We start from the raw sequence: 18,620 nt of genomic DNA on the forward strand, positions 1-18,620 counted from the left end.
TGGAGACGGGGCTGGTCCCATCATGCCGAGTGCCATCGAGGAGGCGGAGGGATTGCGCAGAAGCCCTGATCTGAGAAACAAAAATCCCCTCCACACCACACGGGCGGGAGGGGACTTTCTGTGCTGGTGCACCCCCTGGGACTTGAACCCAGAACCCACTGATTAAGAGTCAGTTGCTCTGCCGATTGAGCTAGAGGTGCGTTCCGTTCGGCCGGAGTTTCGCTCTCCGCGCCGAGGAATGACACTACCAGGCGTGACTCGGGCACGCCAAATCGAGCCAGGATCGACCGTTATCCTGGAGCCGTGTCCCGCATCGAAGAGCCCGCCGCGCCCGCCGCGGACCTGACCGACGATCTCGCACTCGCCCTCCGCCTGGCTGACGCTGCCGACGCCGTGGCGATGGAACGCTTCGACTCCGCCGACCTCCGGATCGACACGAAGCCCGACCGCACGCACGTGACCGAGGCCGACCTGGCGACGGAGCGCGCGATTCGCGGGATCCTCGACGCGGAGCGCCCGGGCGACTCCGTGCTCGGCGAGGAATACGGCACGTCGGGTGACACGTCCCGCCGCTGGGTCATCGATCCGATCGACGGGACCCACAACTACATGCGCGGCATTCCGGTCTGGGCGACGCTCATCGCCCTGACCGTCGACGGCGTCCCCCGGGTGGGCGTCGTGAGCCAGCCCGCGATCGGTCGCCGCTGGTGGGCCGCAACGGGCCAGGGCGCGTGGACGACGACCGCCGACGGTGACATCCGACGCATTCACGTGTCCGGGGTCGACGAGGTTTCGGCATCCAGCATCAGCTTCCAGAGCATCGAGCAGTGGGATGACGTCGATCTCGTCCCCACTCTCGAGAAGCTCACGCGCGCTGTCTGGCGCGATCGCGCCTACGGGGATGCGCTCCCTTACATGTGGTTGGCCGAGGGCCGTCTCGAGCTCGTGGCCGAGTTCGGGGTGAAGGAGTACGACATCGCGGCGATCGCCCCCATCGTGCGCGAGGCCGGCGGACGTTTCACGGCGTTCGACGGGACCGACCGTCTCGATGCCGGTTCTTCCCTCGCGACGAACGGCCTGCTGCACGACGACTTCTTCGCTCTGCTGCACGAGGACGGTGCCCGATGACACGCGCCCACCTCGCTCTCCTCGCCGCCGGCGGCGCCATCGTCGCAACGGCTCTCGCCGGGTGCACGTCGACCCCTGACGCCGCCCCGAGCGTCGCGGCCAGCGCCACGACGACCGATGCACCCGCTCCCGACCCCGGTGCCAGCGCGACTCCCACGACGGACCCGATCACCCCGACCTGCGAGAACATCATTCCGACCGCCACCGTCGACGACTTCAAGAGCCTCGGGTGGACCTACCAGGAGGAGCCGTTCCGGATCGGCGCGACGGCGCTTGACGATGGCATCCAGTGCAAGTGGGGCGATGCCAAGGTGGCATCCGATCGCGTGCAGATTTTCGGGTGGGCTCCCATCGACGACGCGACGGCGCAGCAGGCCGAGAAGGACCTCGTCGCTTCGGGGTGGAAGCTCGAGCGCGACGGCACGGGCGATTACGTCACCGAGAACCCCGATTGGCTCGGCGGGCGCGGTGCCGACGGCTACGGGCTGACGTACCTGTTCGGCGACGGGTGGGTGAAGTTCGCGGATACCCGCCAGAGTCTGCTCCTCGTCGAGACGCCTCAGTAGCGCGCTGCAGACGCGGGCGCTTCGCTCACCGGTACGGATTCACCGCCGCGGCATCCCGGCCGGCGGCGAAGCCCTCGTCCCACGCGTCTCCGCGCGCCTCGAGACCACGCCATCGTTCGTCGACCTGCAGGATCCGTTGTGCGAACGCGACCCAGTCGCTCCACCCGCCCTCGACCGGGGCGTCGCCGCCTCTCCCCTCGGCCCGCCACCGCGCCGAATCGGGAACGGGGTCGAGGTGGAAGGGACCGACATCGATGCGGATGTGACGCGGATCGGGCATTCCCCGACGCTAGCTGGTTCACTGGGACGCATGGGATTCCTGGATCGCCTGTTCGGCAAGAACGTGCCGGCCCCGCAGGCCGCTCCCCTCGCGTCCGATCCTGGTCTCGCAGAGCTCAGACGGACAGCTCAGGATGCCGTCATCCCCGGCTTCCGCGACTTCGATGAGGTCGTGCAGCAGGTGCAGGACGTCCACGAGCTCGACGATGCCGCAACCGCCGAGGCCGTGGTGCGCGAGGTCTGGGCCGAGCGCCGCCGCGTCGAGCAGGGGTGGCCGTCCGTCACGGAAGGCGACCGCCTGCGCACGGCATTCGCGATCCTCGAGGCACGCGGCTTCGTCGCCCGCGCCGACTTCACCTGCTGCAACACGTGCGGAACCGCTGAGATCGACGACGAGCGCACGCCCGCGCCGAGCGACGAGACGGGTACACCGCAGTTCCGCGAGTGGGCCTACACCTTCTTCCACCAGCAGGACGCCGAGCGACTCGCCGAGGAGCCCGCACATCTGTTCCTCACGTTCAGCGCCTTTGCACCCCTGCGCGATCTCGACCCCGGGCTTCTCGCGGCGGCCGACGTCGGCGACGAGGCCGCGCGCAGCGAGGTCTGGCGACAGACCGATGCCCGCGTCGGCCGGATCGTCGCCGATGCTCTCGCCGAAGCCGGCCTGCCGGTGGAGTGGGACGGCGACCCCGCGCACCGCATCGTGATCCCCCTCCCCCAGTGGCGTAACCGCCTTCCCGGCACCGCCCCCGCGACCGCGTAGGCGCGGCACGGCACAACGCACACGGCCCAGCGCGCACAGAACAACGCGCACGGGCATGCCGTTCCGACAACGTAGGCTCGACCCTCGTGGCTATCGGCTCGACCATTCATCAGTTCACCGTGCAGCTCTCCGACGTCGATCGCGGCGTCTACGACGAGCTGGCGTTGCGCGTCGCTCGGCACCCCTCGGAGACCGCTCCGTACATGCTGACGCGCGTGCTGGCCTACTGCCTCGAGTACGAGGAGGGCATCGGCTTCAGCGAGGGCGTCGCCGCGACCGACGAGCCCGCCGTGATGATCCGCGACCTCACGGGCGCCCTGGTGGCGTGGGTCGAGGTCGGAGCTCCGGATGCCGCGCGCCTGCACACCGGCAGCATGAAGGCCGAGCGCGTCGCGATCTATACGCACCGCGATCCCGACAAGGTCGCCGCCCCGTGGGCGGGAAAGCGCATCCATCGCGCTGAGGAGGTGCTCCTGCACAGCTTCGAGCCCGGCTTCGTCGAGAAGTTGTCGGATGCCATCGAACGACGCAACACCGCCACGCTGACGCGCACCGAGGGGCGCATCTATCTCGAGCTGAACGGCGTTGCCGGCGAGAGCGACATCCACACGCGCTCCGCGGGCTGATCCCGAGATGAAGAAAGCCCCCACCTTCGCCGAAACGGGCGAAGATGGGGGCTTTCTCACGTGACAACCTCTTCGTGACGATGGTTCGTGGAGCTGGGGGGAATCGAACCCCCGTCCAACGCTGGGTCTCCGCGTTTTCTCCGGGCGCAGTCTGTGCAGACGTTCTGCTCGGCTCCGACCTTTGTCACAGACACCTAAGTCGACAAGCCCAGCCTGGGAAAAGTCCCGCGTGACGTCCAGACGCCGTCACACAGCAAGACCCCTAAATGACGCCAGATTCCGTGGCGGGGTCGCACACGGCCTGACGGACTATCGGGCTCGCTTACGCAGCGAGGGCGAAGTCAGTGCGCTTAGCATTGGCACTTATTGTTTTGCAGGGAGCGTTTACGAGATAACCCCACATCCTCGGCCCGCTTCTCGCGGGTTCGCAGGCGCTGTCGAAACCGATCAGCCCCGGGAACTCCGTGAAGGAGCGACCATCGTCACGCTGTTGAGTTGCCACCTCGGGGGCGGAAGCACCCGAGCATCACAGTCTACAACGGTTCGCGGCGCGCGATGATTCCCACCCGAAGCCGTCTCGCCCGCGCCCCGTAGGCTCACCGCCTGAGCGACGTCGTCGCGCCCACCCCGACCCCCACCCGAGCGCGCCCCTCCCGTAGGCTCACCGCATGAGCGACGTCGTCATCACCGTCCGGGGCGAGAGCAACGCCCGTGCCCGCGCTGAAGAGGCCGCCGTCCGCGTCACCGTGTCGACCGACGGTCCGACTCGCGGGCCGGTGGTCGAACGGGCGCAGGAGCGCGCGGCGAGCGTGCAGGATGGCCTGGTCGCTCACCTGCGCTCCGGCGAGGTGTCGGAGTGGTCGAGCGCGCGCGTGTCGGTGTGGTCCGACCGGCCGTGGAACAACGAGGGAGCGCAGCTCCCCCTCGTCCATCACGCCGCCGTGGAACTCTCCGCCACGTTCACCGACGCCGGTGCCCTGTCGTGGTGGCTGGGGGATGTGGCCGAGTCCGATGACGTGCAGGTCACCGCGGTGGAGTGGCGCCTGTCCCCCGCCACCCGCGCGCGCGTCGAGCGCGAGGTGGCCGCCGATGCCGTCCACGTCGCCGTGGAACGGGCGACGGCTTATGCGGACGCTCTGGGGCTGGCATCCGTGTCCGCCGTCGAGATCGCGGATGCCGGTCTGCTCGGCGCGCACCCCGAACAGCCGGCGCCGTTCGCCGCGCGCATGATGGCGGCCTCCGGTCCAGCCGGGGGGCCGTCGTTCAGCCTGCAGCCGCCCGAGATCGTGGTCACCTCGGTCGTCGAGGGCCGCTTCCGCGCGGAGTGACTCAGTGCGTCACTCGCCCAGACGGTTCTTCGTGCGCATGGCACGTTCGGCTTCGCGCTTGTCTTCGCGCTCGCGGATCGTCTGACGCTTCTCGAACTCGCGCTTGCCCTTCGCGACGGCGATCTCGACCTTCGCGCGGCCGTCCAGGAAGTACAGCCGCAGCGGCACGAGCGTGTACCCGCCCGCCGACACGGCGTGCGACAGCTTGATGATCTCTTCTTTGTGCAGCAGCAGCTTGCGCGTTCGCTTGGCCGAGTGGTTGGTCCAGTGGCCCTGGGAGTACTCCGGGATGTGCACGGCATCGAGGAACGCCTGGCCACCGTCGATGTAGGCGTAGCCGTCGGTGAGGTTCGCTCGCCCCTGGCGCAGCGACTTCACCTCGGTGCCCGTGAGCACCAGTCCCGCTTCGTACGTCTTCTCGATGGCGTAGTCGTGACGCGCCTTCTTGTTGGACGCGATGAGCTTTTCACCCTGCTCACGAGGCATGGTGCCACCTCCTCATGATCATGGGCACACAGAGCCCTACAGTTTACCCCACGGCGGATGCCGACTCCGCGCGCGACCGGAGGTCAGGCGCGCAGCCAGCGACGGATGGCGAAACTGGCGCTCAGGGCGGCGAGGACGATACCGATCACCACGAGCGCGGGGATGACGATCGCGACGTCGCCGAAATCGACCCACGAGGTGATGAAGCCGATCCGATCCCTCAGGTACTGGTTCACGCCGACGCCGACGATCGCCCAGACGGCGACGCTCGCCAGAGCGGACCCGATCAGCGCAGCGAGGACACCCTCGACGATGAACGGCGTCTGGATGAAGCGGTTGGAAGCGCCCACCAGGCGCATGATCCCGAGCTCCTTGCGTCGAGCGAACGCCGAAAGGCGGATGGTCGTCGCGATCAGCAGTACCGCCGCGATCAGCATGAGTCCGGCGATGCCCACCGCCACGTAGGTCGCGACCGTCAACGCCTGGAAGAGGGGCTCGAGGTATTGGAGCTGGTTCGTGACGCTCTCGACGCCGTCCTGTCCGCTGAAGGCTTCGGCGATGACGTCGGACTGGCTCTGGTCGACGAGGTTGATGCTGAAGGTCGCGTTGAACTGGTCGGCCGTGACGACACCGAGGATGTCCTCGGACAGCAGGCCCTTGGCGTTCTCGAACACCTGGTCACTGGTCTGGAAGGTGTAGTCGCGGATGAGCGGGGCCAGGGCGGAGCCGTCGAGCTTCGCGGTGACCGCGTCGATCTGATCCTGCGTCGCGGGCTGACCGGCCACGCAGGTCGGCGCGTTCGACGAGGCCGCGCACATGAACACCGCCACCTGGGCGCGATCGGCCCAGTACGACTGCATCTTGCCGATCTGCATCTGCATGAGCATCGCCGCGCCGACGAAGGTCAGCGAGACGAAGGTGACGAGGATGACCGAGATGACCATCGACGCGTTGCGGCGAAGACCGGTGAAGGCCTCCGAGAGGATGAGCCCGAACCTCATGACGTGGGTCCCACTTCGTCGTTGCGGTCTTTCTTCTGGCCCAGGCCGAGTCGGTCGGCGAGACCGAGAGCGTCGACGTCGGGGCGGGTGACCGGGATGGAGCGCGTGTTGGTGCCGGGCTCGCGGGGCTCGTCGGCGGGGGCCGGAGCGTCGTCCGACGCGGCCGCAGCGGTCTCTTCGCGTCGCGCCGCCGGAGCAGCCTCGTCGCGTCGTGCCGCCGGCGTCGCGTCCGCGCCCGGCTTCGTCAGCGGTTCGACGGGCCCGGTCAGACCGGTGACCTCGCGCTGCACCTCGAGCACCGCGGTGAGGGCGGCGACCGCGGCCGCTCCGCGCTCGACCTCGGGCGCGAGGCGCGGAAGGCTCGACGTGTCGCCGTAGCCGCCGTGGCGCTCGTCGCGCACCATCTCGCCACCGCGCAGCTCGATCACGCGGCGCTGCATCTGGTCGACGAAGCCGGCCTCGTGCGTGGCCATGACGACGGTCGTGCCGCCGGCGTTGATCCGCGCGAGCAGACGCATGATGTCGATCGAGGTGCCGGGGTCGAGGTTTCCGGTCGGCTCGTCGGCGAGCAGCACCTGCGGACGGTTCACGAGCGCGCGGGCGATCGCGACGCGCTGCTGCTCACCGCCCGAGAGCTCGTGCGGCAAACGCTTCTCTTTGCCGTCGAGACCGACGAGCGCGAGCACCTCGGGCACGGCCTGCTGGATGAACCCGCGCGAGGCGCCGGTCACCTGCAGTGTGAAGGCGACGTTCTGGTGCACCGTCTTGTTCGGCAGCAGACGGAAGTCCTGGAAGACCGAACCGATGTGACGGCGGAAGTAGGGAACCTTGCGGTTCGACAGCGTGCGCAGGTCGCGACCGAGCACGACGACACGGCCGTCGCTGGGGGTCTCGGCGCGCAGGATGAGCTGCAGGCACGACGATTTGCCGGAGCCCGAAGCGCCGACGAGGAAGACGAATTCCCCGCGTTGCACTTCGAAGTCGACGGCGTTCAGGGCGGGCTTCGCGGTGCCGCGATACCGCTTTGTGACGTTCTCGAACCGGATCATGGCTTGACGAGCCTAAGCGCGGGCTTCAGGCAGGCCGACAGGACGCGCCGGGTGGCGAAACCGAGAGAGCCCTATGGATGCCGAGGTGCCGGCATCCAGAGGGCTCTCTGTCGTGAGAGGGGACGACTCAGTCGTCGTCGTCCTTGCGCTTGCGCCAGCGGATGCCGGCCGCGATCAGGCCGTCGAGGTCGCCGTCGAATACGACCGCCGGGTTTCCGACTTCGTATCCGGTGCGGAGGTCTTTCACCAGCTGCTGGCCGTAGAGGAAGTACGAGCGCATCTGGTCGCCCCAGCTCGCGGTGATCGTGCCGGCGAGCTCCTTCTTCTTGGCCGCTTCTTCTTCGCGCTTGAGCAGCAGAAGGCGGGTCTGCAGCACGCGCATGGCGGCCGCGCGGTTCTGGATCTGCGACTTCTCGTTCTGCATCGAGACGACGAGGCCCGTCGGAAGGTGCGTGATGCGCACGGCGGAGTCGGTCGTGTTGACCGACTGTCCACCGGGGCCCGACGAACGGAACACGTCGACGCGGATGTCACCCTCGGGCACCTCGACCTCGACGGCTTCTTCCATGACGGGGATGACCTCGACGGCCGCGAAGCTCGTCTGTCGCTTGTCGGCGCCACCGAAGGGGCTGATGCGCGCGAGGCGGTGCGTTCCGGCCTCGACCGACAGCGTGCCGTAGGCGTAGGGCACGTCGACCTCGAAGGTGGCCGACTTGATGCCGGCGCCTTCGGCGTAGGACGTGTCCATGACCTTGACGGGGTACTTGTGGCGCTCGGCCCAGCGCAGGTACATGCGCAGCAGCATCTCGGCGAAGTCGGTGGCGTCGTCGCCGCCGGCGCCGGAGCGGATCGTGACGACCGCGGAGCGCGGGTCGTACTCGCCGTCGAGCAGCGTCTGCACCTCGAGCTGGCCGATGACGTCCTTCAGCGAGGCGAGCTCGCGGCGCGCTTCGTCGGCGGACTCGTCGTCGTCCATCTCGATGGCGAGTTCGACGAGCACCTCGAGGTCGTCGAGGCGCTGCTCGATCTCGGTGACCCGCTTGAGCTCGGCCTGCTTGTGGCTCAGGCGGCTGGTGACCTTCTGGGCGTTGTCGACGTCGTCCCAGAGGTCGGGGGCACCGGCCTCTTCGCTGAGGCGTTCGATGTCGGCTTTGAGTGCGTCGACGTCGACCACGGCCTGAATATCGGCGAAGGTCGAGCGCAGCGCCTGGATGTCGGCGGTCAAATCGAGTTCGAGCATTTGACATCAAGCCTATCGTGGAGACGGTGACAGCCGACTCTCCCCGGAACGTGCTGGTGCGCTTCGCACCGATGATCTACGGCCCCACGCTGCTGTTCGCGGTCGGCGAGGGCGCCGTGATCCCCCTCATTCCGGTCATCGCGAACCGCCTCGGCGCCGACGTCGCTCTCTCCGCCCTCGTGGCCGCGGCCCTCGTCGTCGGCCAGCTCTGCGGCAACATCCCGGCAGGCTGGGCCGTCGCCCGCTTCGGCGAGCGCGTCACGATGGGGGTGGCCGGCATCGTCGTGCTGGCGGGTCTGCTGGGAATCGTGTTCGCGCAGTCCTTGGCGTTCTTCACCGCGGCGGTGTTCCTCATCGGCTTCTGTGCGGCGTCGTTCGCGCTCGCCCGTCACTCCTTCATGACCACGAGGGTTCCCCTGACCTTCCGTGCTCGCGCGTTGTCGCTGCTGGGCGGCACGTTCCGTCTCGGGATGTTCGTCGGCCCGTTCATCTCGGCGGCGCTGTTGGCGGTCTTCGGTACCGAGACGGCATCCATCATGTTCTTCGCCGTGTGCCAGGTCGCCACGATCCTGCTCGTGTTCTTCGGCCCCGATCCCGAGAAGGCCGTGCCGGTGGGCGCGGGGTCGCCGACGCGGCGGGGCGGCGGGGACTCGCGCGATGCCGAAGACACGGGCGAGCCGGTCACCGGGGCGATCCCCACCGTCGAGCGGGTCGGGGTGTTCCGCACGATGTGGCGCTTCCGCGGAGTGCTCGCCCGTCTGGGCCTGGCGGCGTCGTCGCTGTCGGCCGTGCGCTCGGCGCGGCAGGTGGTGCTCCCGCTCTGGGGCGTCTCTCTCGGATTGGATGCCGGAACGATCGCGGTGGTCGTCGGCGTCTCGGGCGCGATCGACTTCGCGCTCTTCTACGCGAGTGGCCAGGTGATGGACCGCTTCGGTCGCCTCTGGGCCGCCCTTCCGGCCATGATCCTGATGGGCGCGGGGTTCTTCGCCCTCTCGTTCACGCACGATCTGGCGTCGGCGGCGATGTGGTACGCCATGTTCGCGGCGGTCCTGGGTGTCGGGAACGGTTTGTCGAGCGGCATCCTGCTCACCCTCGGTGCGGACGTCGCCCCGCCGACCGATCCCGCGGCGTTCCTCGGCTCGTGGAGGACGTTGACGGATGCCGGGGGCGCGGTCGCTCCGTTGATCGTGTCGGCCCTGACGGCCGTGGCATCCCTGTCGGTCGGTGTCGGCGCAATGGGACTGATTGCCGTCCTGGGTGCGGCGGGCTTCATCCGGTGGGTGCCGCGCTACGTCCCGCGCACCCGCTGACGGGGCCTCACTCCCCTGTCGTCTCTCGCGTGAGGGGTCACTCACTGTCGCCTCGGGTCCGCCCCAGCGACAGTTTCCGGCCCCTCACGCGCAACGCGAGGCGGAGATCACTCCGCGACGCGGATGAGCACCTTGCCGAGCGCACCCTGCTCGACGGCGTCGTGCGCGGCGGCGGTGTCGGCCAGGTCGAAGAAAGTCAGCGGAAGCCCCGCGTCCTCCCCCACCGGCAGAGCGCCGTCGGCTACAGCCGCGGCGACGTCCTCGGCGGCGGCGAGCAGCGCCCGCTCCCCCACCGTGTACAGCAGCAGTCCCTGCCAGCGGATGTTCTTCGCGAAGCTCACGCGCACGGGGGCGGTGAAGTCGTCTCCGCCGTTGTCGGCGTAGTACCCGATCGTTCCGTGGTTGGCGATCACCTCGACGTCGAGGGCGGCGTTGTCGGCGATCGCGACCTCGACGATGTGTTCGACGCCGTTCGGGGCGAGTTCCCGGATGCCGTCGGCCAGCGCGTCGCTCGGGTACTGCAGCACGTGGTGGGCGCCGGCGGCCCGCGCGAGAGCTTCTTTCTCGTCACTGCTCACGGTCGCGATGACGGTGGCTCCGGCCCAGGCCGCGAGCTGGATCGCCGCGTGCCCCACGGCTCCGGCGCCACCCTGCACGAGGACGGTGCGTCCGGCGAGCGCGCCGGGGGCCAGACGCGAGGGGCCGTCCTCGTGCACGGTGAGCGCGCGGTGGGCGGTCATCGCGGGCACCCCGAGGCTCGCGCCGAGTTCGAACGAGGCGTCGTCGGGCAGGGCGACCGCACGCGACGCGGGGAGCACCGTGTACTCGGCCGCCGTGCCGAGAGGACGCTGGTGCGCCGCGAGGTACACCCACACCCGCTGACCGACAGTCAGGGTGTCGACGCCGTCGCCGACGGCATCCACCACTCCCGCTCCGTCCTGGTTCGGGGTGACCTCGTCGAAGGGAAGGGGCCGCCCGGTCGTGGCCCGCGCCTTCCAATCCGTCGGGTTGACGCCCGAGACGGTCACGCGCACGCGCACCTCTCCGGGGCCGGGTTCGGGCAGCGGACGGTCCTCGAGCGAGAGGACGGAGGAGTCACCGGGCTGGGAGTACGTGATCGCCTTCATGGAGGGGAGAACGGATGCCATGTCGTCCAGCATTCCCCCGCGGCGTGTCGCGCCGGGTGGAACAGGCGTGGGCTTGACGGCTGCTTCACATCGTGGGCGCGCTCCGCACGCTTAGAATGAGCACACTCGCGGGAGTGGTGAAATCGGTAGACACGCAGGATTTAGGTTCCTGTGCCTTCGGGCGTGGGGGTTCAAGTCCCCCCTTCCGCACGGCATCCGCTGTTCTCAGCACCGACTCTCCGACCCGACGGGACCGATGTGATCCACACCACCACCGCGCTGCTCCCGTGGCTCGACCCTGCGGCGATCATCACCAACTCGCAGCCGTGGGCGCTGCTCGTGGTGTGCTTCATCATCTTCGCCGAGACCGGTCTGCTGATCGGCTTCTTGCTGCCGGGTGACACCCTGCTGATCATGGCGGGGCTGCTGTCGCACTCGACTCCCGCGGCTCCTAACGGCGTGTTCGGCATCAACGCGTGGTGGGTGGCCCTGGCGATCGGCGTCGCCGCCTTCATCGGCGGTGAGGTCGGGTACTTCATCGGTCATAAGGCCGGGCCCTCGATCTTCGAGCGCAAGGACTCCGGCATCTTCAGCAAGAAGAACGTCGAGCGCACGAACGCGTTCTTCGAGCGCTTCGGCGGACTGACCGTGATTCTCGCGCGCTTCGTGCCGGTCGTGCGCACGTTCGCCCCGATCGCGGCGGGCGTGGGCCACATGCCGTGGAAGAAGTACTCGCTGTACAACCTCATCGGTGCGGTCATCTGGGGCATCGGTCTCACGATGCTCGGCTACGCGGTCGGCTACATCCCCTTCATCCGCGACATCGTCACCGAGTACATCGACGTGATCCTGCTCGCCGCCGTCGCCGGTACCGCGATCTTCATCGCGATCCACTACTTCCGCGAGCGTGCCGCCGCCAAGCGCGAGGGTGCCGTCACCCCCGCCGAGGCCGAGGCCCTCACGCTCGACCCGAAGACCCTCGAAGACGGAGACCAGCCGACGCGCTAAGACGCCTTCGACGTCTTCTTCTTCGCGGGAGCCTTCTTCTTCGGCGCGTCCTCGGTCTTATCGGCGCGGGCGGCCCGGCTGCGCTCGACGCTCGCGCGCAGCGCCTCCATGAGGTCGATGACCTCACCGCCGTCCTCTTCTTCCTTCTTGCCGAAGGTGGCGTCGGTGTCGAGCGCGTCGCCCTGCTCGAGCTTCGCGTCGATGAGGGTGCGCAGCTCGGCCTGGTACTCGTCAGTGAACTCCTCGGGGTCGAAGTCCTTCGAGAAGCTGTCGACGAGCGAGGCCGACATCTCGAGCTCCTTCGCCGAGATGCGCACGCTCTCGTCCAACGCGGGGAACGCCGCCTCGCGCACCTCGTCGGCCCACAGCAGGGTCTGCAGCACGAGCACGTCCCCGCGGACGCGGAGGGCCGCGAGCCGCGTCTTCTGACGCAGCGAGAAGCGGACGATCGCGGTGCGGTCGGTCTGCTCGAGCGTCTTGCGCAACAGGACGTACGCCTTGGGCGACGACGAGTCGGGCTCGAGGTAGTACGCCTTGTCGAGGGTCAGCAGATCGACCTGGTCGCTGGGCACGAATTCGACGACCTCGATCTCGCGGCTGCGTTCGCTCGGCAGTGACGCGAGATCATCCTTGGTCAGCACGACCGTCTGTTCACCATCGTCGTAGGCCTTGTCGATGTCCTGGTATGGCACGACCTCGCCGTCGATCTCGCAGATGCGCTGGTATCGGATGCGCCCGCCGTCGGCGTTGTGCACCTGGTGCAGAGACACGTCATGGTCTTCGGTCGCGGAGTACACCTTCACGGGCACGTTGACGAGGCCGAAGGTCAGGGCGCCTTTCCAGATCGATCGCATGGGATCAGTGAACACCGAAAAGGCGGTGGATGCCGAGGGGGTTGTGCCCGCTCTCCGCGCACAACTCCTGCAGATCCACCCCCGCGCCCCTCTCCCGCGCGCCATCCGTCGCGATCTGCAGGAGTTGTGCCGCCCGCTCCGGGTGCACTGTGCAGGAGATCCGGCCGTCCCACCGCCCCTCCGCGCCACGCCGACGGCCGTCCGCCGCCTGCCTCCTTCGGTGTGTCCGTGATCCCACGACGCCGCCGCGTCCCCCGCAACCCCCTCGGCATCCGCCGCCCCCTCCGCTCTACGCTGGGGCGATGACGGAGCAGACGGTGCGCATCGGCGGTCGCCGCCTGCGCCTGTCGAACCTCGACAAGGTGCTGTACCCCGAGACCGGCACCACGAAGGGGGAGGTGATCGACTACTACACGCGCATCGCGCCGCTTTTGCTCCCCCACGTCGCCGATCGTCCGCTCACGCGCAAGCGCTGGCCCGATGGAGTGGGGACGGATGCCGACCCCGGCGAACCGTTCTTCGCCAAGGCCCTCGAGCCCGGCGCTCCGGCGTGGGTGCGGCGCTTTCCGATCGATCATTCGAGCGGCGCGAAGGACTACCCGCTCGTCGACGACCTGCCGACGCTCGTCTACCTCGCGCAGGTCGCGAGCCTCGAGTTGCACGTGCCGCAGTGGCGCTTCGCCTCCGACGGCGAGCGGCAGAACCCCGACCGGCTGGTGCTCGATCTGGATCCGGGCCCGGGCGTCGGTCTCGCCGAGTGCGCTGAAGTTGCCCGGTGGGCGCGCGCGATCCTGCAGGACATCGGCCTCGAGCCGTTCCCGGTGACCAGCGGCAGCAAGGGCATCCATCTGTACGCGCGCCTCGACGGCCGCCAGTCGAGCGATGCGGCGAGCGCGGTCGCGAAGGAGCTCGCCCGCGCGATCGAGGCCGACCACCCCGACCTCGTCGTGAGCCAGATGTCGAAGGCCGCGCGTCCGGGCAAGGTCTTCATCGACTGGAGTCAGAACAACGGCTCGAAGACCACGATCGCGCCGTACTCCCTGCGCGGGCGTCCGCGTCCGTTTGTCGCCGCCCCGCGTACGTGGGAAGAGCTCGACGACCCCGACCTGCGACACCTGTTGTTCAGCGAGGTGCTCGAGCGTCCCGACGATCCGCTGGCTCCGGTCGACGAAGCGCACGGACCCCTGCGCGCGTACATCTCCAAGCGCACAGCCGGTAAGACCCCCGAGCCGGTGCCCGACGCTCCTCACGGCGAGCCCGATCCCGAGGGGCTCCCCCGCTTCGTCATCCAGGAGCACCACGCCAGCCGCCTGCACTGGGACCTTCGCCTCGAGCGCGACGGCGTGCTGGTCAGCTGGGCCGTCCCCAAGGGCGTTCCCCCGACGACCGCGAAGAACAGCCTCGCCGTCATGACCGAGGACCACCCGCTGCAGTACCTCGACTTCGCCGGCGAGATTCCGCGCGGCGAGTACGGCGCGGGCATCATGACCGTCTGGGACACCGGAACGTACGAGCTCGAGAAGTGGCGCGACGACGAGGTGATCGCGACCCTCGAGGGTCGTGACGACGGCCCACTGGGACGTGTGCGCCTGGCGCTGATCCGCACGGAGGGCCAGGGCGAGAAGTCGCAGTGGCTGCTGCACCGGATGAAGACGGATGCCGAGGGCACACCGCAGAGCGAGGGAACCCCCGTCGTGGCTCTCGATCACGGATCCCCCGCCCCCGAACCCGTCCGTGCCAAGACCCCGTCGCCCATCGACGCTCCCACCGTCGCCGAACTCCGGCCGATGCTCGCCACCTCCGCGACGCCGGGGATCGCCCGCGCCGCCGCCGACCGCTGGGGCTCTCCCTGGGTGGAGATGAAGTGGGACGGCATCCGGGGTCTGGGCGTGTGGGACGGTGAGCGACTGCGCCTGCGCTCGCGAAACGGCAACGATCTGACCGCCGCCTATCCCGAGCTGACGAGCGTCGACCTGGGCCTCGGGCCCGACCCGGCCGTGTTCGACGGCGAGATCGTCGCGCTCGACGACAGGGGCCGACCGAGCTTCCCCCTCCTGCAGAAACGCATGAACCTCGCCCAGCCCCGCGAGGTCGAGCGTGAGGCGAAACGCACGCCCGTGCACCTGTACCTGTTCGACGTGCTCTCGGTGGCGGGCCGGGATGTGGCATCCCTCCCTCTCTCGAAACGGCGGGAGATGCTCGAAGAACTCACCGCCGACGCCGGGAGTCCGGTCGTCGTGCCGCCCGTCTTCGATGACGTGGATGCCGCGGTGTCGACGAGCGGCCGGTTCGGGCTCGAGGGGGTCGTCGTGAAAGACCCGACCTCGACGTATCGCCGCGGGGTGCGTTCGGAGCAGTGGCTCAAGGTGAAGCACTCGCGGACGCAGGAGGTCGTGATCGGCGGCATCCGTCCGGGGAAGGGCAATCGGTCGGGGACCATCGGCTCGCTGCTCGTGGGGGTGCCCACCGCCGACGGCCTGCAATACGCGGGCCGGGTGGGGTCGGGCTTCGGCGAGCAGACCCTCGCGCGGTTGACCGAGCTGCTCGAACCGCTGCGCGTCGACGCCGATCCGTTCGTGGGCGTACCCGCGGCCGATGCGCGCGATGCGCTGTGGGTGCGGCCCGAGCTCGTCGCCGAAGTCGAGTTCGCCGAGTTCACCGCGGGCGGGATCCTGCGGCAGGCGCGGTGGCGTGGGCTGCGGCCGGACAAAGATCCCAGCGAGGTCGTGCGGGAGAACTGATCGCCGCAGTTCACGTCACCGGACACAGTCGTCCGCGGGCGACGCACGCGCCCGCGCGATCTGCCTCGGTCGACGATGACAGCCCATTCACCAAGAGAGCGGAACCCGGATGCCAGCGCCACCGACGGCGCATTCTCGAGCTGGCATCGGTTCTGCGGTTCGTGGCCGCCTTCGAGCGCGTCGGCAGCGATCGCCAGGACGGTAGGGCGAGCCCCCGTCCGCGGAATTCGGGCAGCGTGGTGAGGCCGAGATCGGCCAACCGTGCGCTCGTTCCACTGGTACGTCGCAATCGACCCGATCTTTGCTCAGTACGCGAGACCAGCTCTAGCGCGAGCTACTCTCGCGATCTCGTACCCGAGAGCCCCCTCGCGGGGGACTTTCTCATGTCCGCCGCCATTTGAAGAACGTAAGAGGTCCACGACCCCATCACGTCGGCCAGTGTCGTTGGCCGCTCTCTCCAGGATAGGATTTCTCCGAATTTCATTACTGATACCTCATTTTATCAAGAAACCAACGGTAAAAAGCTCAAGCTTACGAGTACTATCTATGCCGCGGTGCAAGATCCGCCCGGACTAAATACCGTCTTGCTGATCTGGGAAACACATTAAAAGACGACCTCCCCTAGCGATCTAGCCCGAGCGTCAATTCTTCGCCCGTGAACCCCAAGTGCGATCCTTCCTATCAGGTCTGGCGCCCCGAGTGTCGCGAGGGACGCGAACGGATAATTCGGCCTCGCGGCCAAGGCCGTCAGCGCGAGCGAGAGCACAGACAATCCATAAGAGGCGTACTTCAAAACATTCGCAACCGTTGCGGTCGTCTCGCGCCAAGCCGCGGCATGCCTCGCCGTTAGCACGGACGTCGATCGTGGTGTCGTAGCCACGGGCTTCACCGTCTTCGAGGCAGGCGTCAGCGCGTAGCCCGTGAACGTCTTGGACGGGCTGTAGGACGACCGCGGTGCCCTTGCGTTCAGCTGCGGCCACACCCCCGGTGCGGTGAATCGCGGCCGCACGGAGTTCCCGTCAGTCCAGTCACCCCCTCAAGTAGCCGGAAGCCGAGGAGGTCCCGTGACGTGATCGGGTTACGTTCGACGTACGCGTACCCGTTCATCGAGGAGGGTGATCCGAGGACGCCTTCCCAGGAGTCTCTCGAATGCCATGACCACGATCGGCGGTCGTACCCGAGGGTTTAGAACATCCCCAGACCGGCGACGGGGTCGACGCGCTCGCCCGAGTTTCTGGCCGCGGCGTTTCACCCGGAGATGGAGAAGCTGGGGACGCCCCAGTCCGACCACTCGATACTCGTGTGCCGCACCCCTAGTACTTCAAGCCGCGCACCGCCCGAACCATCCGACAGACCTCATATCCGAGAGCACCGCCGTCGGGGATTCGACGCGTCCACCAAAAATTTGCGTCCGCCCGATGCTTCTCCAACATTGGCTCGGATTCGATAATGACGAGATTCGGATCGTCACGCGTAAGAATACGGAAGAGCTCATCGGAAGCCCTTATCGCGTAGTACTCATGGTCACCCTGCGTGATTTCTAGTTCTAGCGCCGCCTGCTCGAGGTACGTGCGCGTGAACAATGCGTCCATGAAGTCGTCGTAGCCAAACTCTCCCACTACCTCAGCTGGGAATTCCCGCATGTCTGCAGACATTCTCAGAACTTGCGCGGACCATAGGCCGATCACGGATCCGAACGTGATGGTTTCATCATGCCACCTCACCAATTGATCAAACTTTGACAAATCACTCACCTTCCGGGACTGAAGAACCCAGTCGACTTGAACGGATTGCTCTCTTGATAATTACACGAACACCTTTGTAGTCGAAGACAATGCCATCATTTCCAGGCCGCCTAAAGGGCTGCCCTTTTTGCAAAGCAAGTCTTATCTGTTCGAACGAGGGTCGAGGCGCCCCGTTAGCCCACCCGTCGCCACGCTGTCGGTGTACCCGGTGATGAGCGTCGAGGACATTGGTGTTGGCGCCGCGTGCGATTGCTGCGCTGTTGTCATCTCGGAGGCCGTGTGGATTGGCCACGATGGTTCCTCAGTATGGTCGTTTTGTGAGTCTGTTTCGGGTCGGTGAATGAGCCGCTCGTGCACTCGGTCGGGGTCGTTCGACGCCATGCCTTCAATAGAGACGCGATCAAACGCTTCATCGGGCGAGTGGCATCCACCGTCCGTGACGCCGATCTTGCGGCCCGCTCGGGCTTCACCGATAGAAAAGTGGAGCCGTCGCCCGTAAGGAGCAACGTCAGCCCCCACTCATGAGCAGCCCGATGTCACGACCTCGAGTTAAAGAGGAAACGAATTGACTGATTTCCGGCGGGTCGTAGCCCGTGATTGTGCGCACCTCTTGAGGCCACAAGTATGCCACCATCTCATGCGCGCATGACAGAGTCGCCTGGAGCGTGTTCAAGGTCGTTAATAGCAGCGGAGCACTGGTATCAACCGAGAAAATTTCGACAAATCGAGCCGTGGCGCGGAGGTTCTGTTGGACAAACTTCTCTTCAGCCGAACTGAGCGCAAAAGCGTTCATAAGAATATGGCGAATCGCTTGCTGTCCTCGAATCCTGGGGTAATTCAACAGAAACTGCGTCCCACGGTCGAGCTCAGCTCTTGAGGCGCCCACCTTGTCCTCAAGAGGGGGACCGACACCCAGGGATTGAATAGCTTCACGAAAGCATGAAAGCCATATCGAGGCGTCGTCTTCCGTAACGCTCATCACGACGCAGGTAGGCCTGATCTGCGTTCCGCTTTCCCTCCCGGCGAAGGCATATTCGACGTTCATCATTCAACACCCTCCGCGCTACTGCCTTCGCGGCAGGGTGCGAAATATCAGAGACACCCAGACCTGCCGCGCGCTAACGTTGCGCGTCAATCTGCTCAGCAATTCGCATCAACCGCCTGACTGATACACCAAATGCTCCTTTCACGCCCTCGCGGGTCACCGCTGCAACAAAGACTTGTCCGTCCGTAAACGTAAGGCGAAGCTGCGGGGAGGCTATAGACGCGAACCAGAGCCTAAGGACCCTCACCTCCGAAACGCATGCCAGAGGGGTTACCCAATGCTCGTTCGAACCGCGAAAAGTTACTTCTAACAAGTTCTTGCTCA

General features: G+C 67.2%; 17 protein-coding genes, 2 tRNA genes and 1 other RNA gene. 9 read left to right on the plus strand and 11 right to left on the minus strand.

The annotated features are described in order from the left end of the window. Positions 1 to 124: 124 nt before the first annotated feature. Positions 125 to 200: transfer RNA gene (locus AB6V31_RS07740), tRNA-Lys, on the minus strand. A 103-nt stretch (positions 201 to 303) separates the two neighbouring features. On the opposite strand from AB6V31_RS07740, the gene AB6V31_RS07745 reads away from it, so the two are divergent. Next, positions 304 to 1,128 (plus strand): inositol monophosphatase family protein, encoded by an 825-nt coding sequence (locus AB6V31_RS07745; protein WP_056230613.1) that lies wholly within the window; start codon positions 304 to 306, stop codon positions 1,126 to 1,128. Beyond that, the gene (locus AB6V31_RS07750) at positions 1,125 to 1,694 is read left to right on the plus strand and encodes a hypothetical protein (RefSeq protein WP_268104157.1); all 570 of its coding nucleotides are present in this window, start codon (positions 1,125 to 1,127) and stop codon (positions 1,692 to 1,694) included. Before AB6V31_RS07745 ends, AB6V31_RS07750 begins: the two co-directional genes overlap by 4 nt. A 25-nt stretch (positions 1,695 to 1,719) precedes the next feature. Here the strand turns inward: AB6V31_RS07750 and AB6V31_RS07755 are convergent, their stop codons facing one another. After that, complete coding sequence (locus AB6V31_RS07755; protein ID WP_369364914.1) at positions 1,720 to 1,974, minus strand: hypothetical protein; 255 nt, start codon at positions 1,972 to 1,974, stop codon at positions 1,720 to 1,722. Positions 1,975 to 2,004: 30 nt separating this feature from the next. On the opposite strand from AB6V31_RS07755, the gene AB6V31_RS07760 reads away from it, so the two are divergent. Then, complete coding sequence (locus AB6V31_RS07760; protein WP_369364915.1) at positions 2,005 to 2,736, plus strand: hypothetical protein; 732 nt, start codon at positions 2,005 to 2,007, stop codon at positions 2,734 to 2,736. 86 nt (positions 2,737 to 2,822) lie between these two features. Next, positions 2,823 to 3,362 (plus strand): YaeQ family protein, encoded by a 540-nt coding sequence (locus AB6V31_RS07765; RefSeq protein ID WP_056230606.1) that lies wholly within the window; start codon positions 2,823 to 2,825, stop codon positions 3,360 to 3,362. An 85-nt stretch (positions 3,363 to 3,447) separates the two neighbouring features. On the opposite strand, the gene ssrA is transcribed toward AB6V31_RS07765, so the two are convergent. Beyond that, positions 3,448 to 3,817, minus strand: a transfer-messenger RNA (tmRNA) gene (gene ssrA / locus AB6V31_RS07770). A 213-nt stretch (positions 3,818 to 4,030) separates the two neighbouring features. Here ssrA and AB6V31_RS07775 point away from each other — a divergent pair. Further along, entirely contained in the window at positions 4,031 to 4,690 is a 660-nt protein-coding gene (locus tag AB6V31_RS07775; RefSeq protein ID WP_268104159.1) for an SIMPL domain-containing protein, read from the plus strand. Between the two features lie 9 nt (positions 4,691 to 4,699). Here AB6V31_RS07775 and smpB read toward each other — a convergent pair whose 3' ends face one another. The 4 genes from smpB to prfB all read right to left on the minus strand — a co-directional run bounded on the left by smpB (position 4,700) and on the right by prfB (position 8,466). After that, on the minus strand, positions 4,700 to 5,176 hold the full coding sequence (gene smpB, locus AB6V31_RS07780) for an SsrA-binding protein SmpB (protein ID WP_074696877.1): 477 nt from the start codon (positions 5,174 to 5,176) through the stop codon (positions 4,700 to 4,702). A gap of 83 nt (positions 5,177 to 5,259) precedes the next feature. After that, complete coding sequence (gene ftsX, locus AB6V31_RS07785; protein WP_056230602.1) at positions 5,260 to 6,177, minus strand: permease-like cell division protein FtsX; 918 nt, start codon at positions 6,175 to 6,177, stop codon at positions 5,260 to 5,262. After that, on the minus strand, positions 6,174 to 7,226 hold the full coding sequence (ftsE, locus tag AB6V31_RS07790; protein WP_074696879.1) for a cell division ATP-binding protein FtsE: 1,053 nt from the start codon (positions 7,224 to 7,226) through the stop codon (positions 6,174 to 6,176). Before ftsE ends, ftsX begins: the two co-directional genes overlap by 4 nt. Before the next feature lie 127 nt (positions 7,227 to 7,353). Beyond that, positions 7,354 to 8,466, minus strand: coding sequence for a peptide chain release factor 2 (prfB, locus tag AB6V31_RS07795; RefSeq protein WP_056230598.1), 1,113 nt, complete (start codon positions 8,464 to 8,466; stop codon positions 7,354 to 7,356). Between the two features lie 71 nt (positions 8,467 to 8,537). Here prfB and AB6V31_RS07800 point away from each other — a divergent pair, with 71 nt between their 5' ends. After that, a complete protein-coding gene (locus AB6V31_RS07800) occupies positions 8,538 to 9,776 on the plus strand; it encodes an MFS transporter (RefSeq protein WP_369365082.1) in 1,239 nt (412 codons plus the stop codon). A 107-nt stretch (positions 9,777 to 9,883) separates the two neighbouring features. On the opposite strand, the gene AB6V31_RS07805 is transcribed toward AB6V31_RS07800, so the two are convergent. Next, positions 9,884 to 10,903 (minus strand): NADPH:quinone reductase, encoded by a 1,020-nt coding sequence (locus AB6V31_RS07805; RefSeq protein WP_369365084.1) that lies wholly within the window; start codon positions 10,901 to 10,903, stop codon positions 9,884 to 9,886. 128 nt (positions 10,904 to 11,031) lie between these two features. Here AB6V31_RS07805 and AB6V31_RS07810 point away from each other — a divergent pair. Together AB6V31_RS07810 and AB6V31_RS07815 are read left to right on the plus strand one after the other, a co-directional pair. After that, a tRNA-Leu gene (locus AB6V31_RS07810) sits at positions 11,032 to 11,113 on the plus strand. Positions 11,114 to 11,161: 48 nt separating this feature from the next. Further along, positions 11,162 to 11,911 carry a DedA family protein gene (locus AB6V31_RS07815; RefSeq protein WP_074696881.1) on the plus strand — a complete coding sequence of 250 codons (750 nt, stop codon included), beginning with the start codon at positions 11,162 to 11,164 and terminating at the stop codon, positions 11,909 to 11,911. Here AB6V31_RS07815 and AB6V31_RS07820 read toward each other — a convergent pair. Next, on the minus strand, positions 11,908 to 12,765 hold the full coding sequence (locus tag AB6V31_RS07820) for a Ku protein (protein WP_056230596.1): 858 nt from the start codon (positions 12,763 to 12,765) through the stop codon (positions 11,908 to 11,910). The genes AB6V31_RS07815 and AB6V31_RS07820 overlap by 4 nt on opposite strands. A gap of 302 nt (positions 12,766 to 13,067) precedes the next feature. On the opposite strand from AB6V31_RS07820, the gene AB6V31_RS07825 reads away from it, so the two are divergent. Beyond that, positions 13,068 to 15,506: an ATP-dependent DNA ligase gene (locus AB6V31_RS07825; protein ID WP_369364920.1), complete on the plus strand. Its 2,439-nt coding sequence runs from the start codon at positions 13,068 to 13,070 to the stop codon at positions 15,504 to 15,506. A 1,313-nt stretch (positions 15,507 to 16,819) separates the two neighbouring features. Here the strand turns inward: AB6V31_RS07825 and AB6V31_RS07830 are convergent. Both AB6V31_RS07830 and AB6V31_RS07835 read right to left on the minus strand, forming a co-directional pair. Further along, complete coding sequence (locus AB6V31_RS07830; RefSeq protein ID WP_113576093.1) at positions 16,820 to 17,161, minus strand: hypothetical protein; 342 nt, start codon at positions 17,159 to 17,161, stop codon at positions 16,820 to 16,822. A gap of 598 nt (positions 17,162 to 17,759) precedes the next feature. Then, on the minus strand, positions 17,760 to 18,299 hold the full coding sequence (locus tag AB6V31_RS07835) for a hypothetical protein (protein WP_369364923.1): 540 nt from the start codon (positions 18,297 to 18,299) through the stop codon (positions 17,760 to 17,762). Positions 18,300 to 18,620 lie beyond the last annotated feature (321 nt).

The sequence above is a fragment of the Microbacterium sp. 16-032 genome (assembly GCF_041079455.1).
Lineage (GTDB): Bacteria > Actinomycetota > Actinomycetes > Actinomycetales > Microbacteriaceae > Microbacterium > Microbacterium testaceum_A.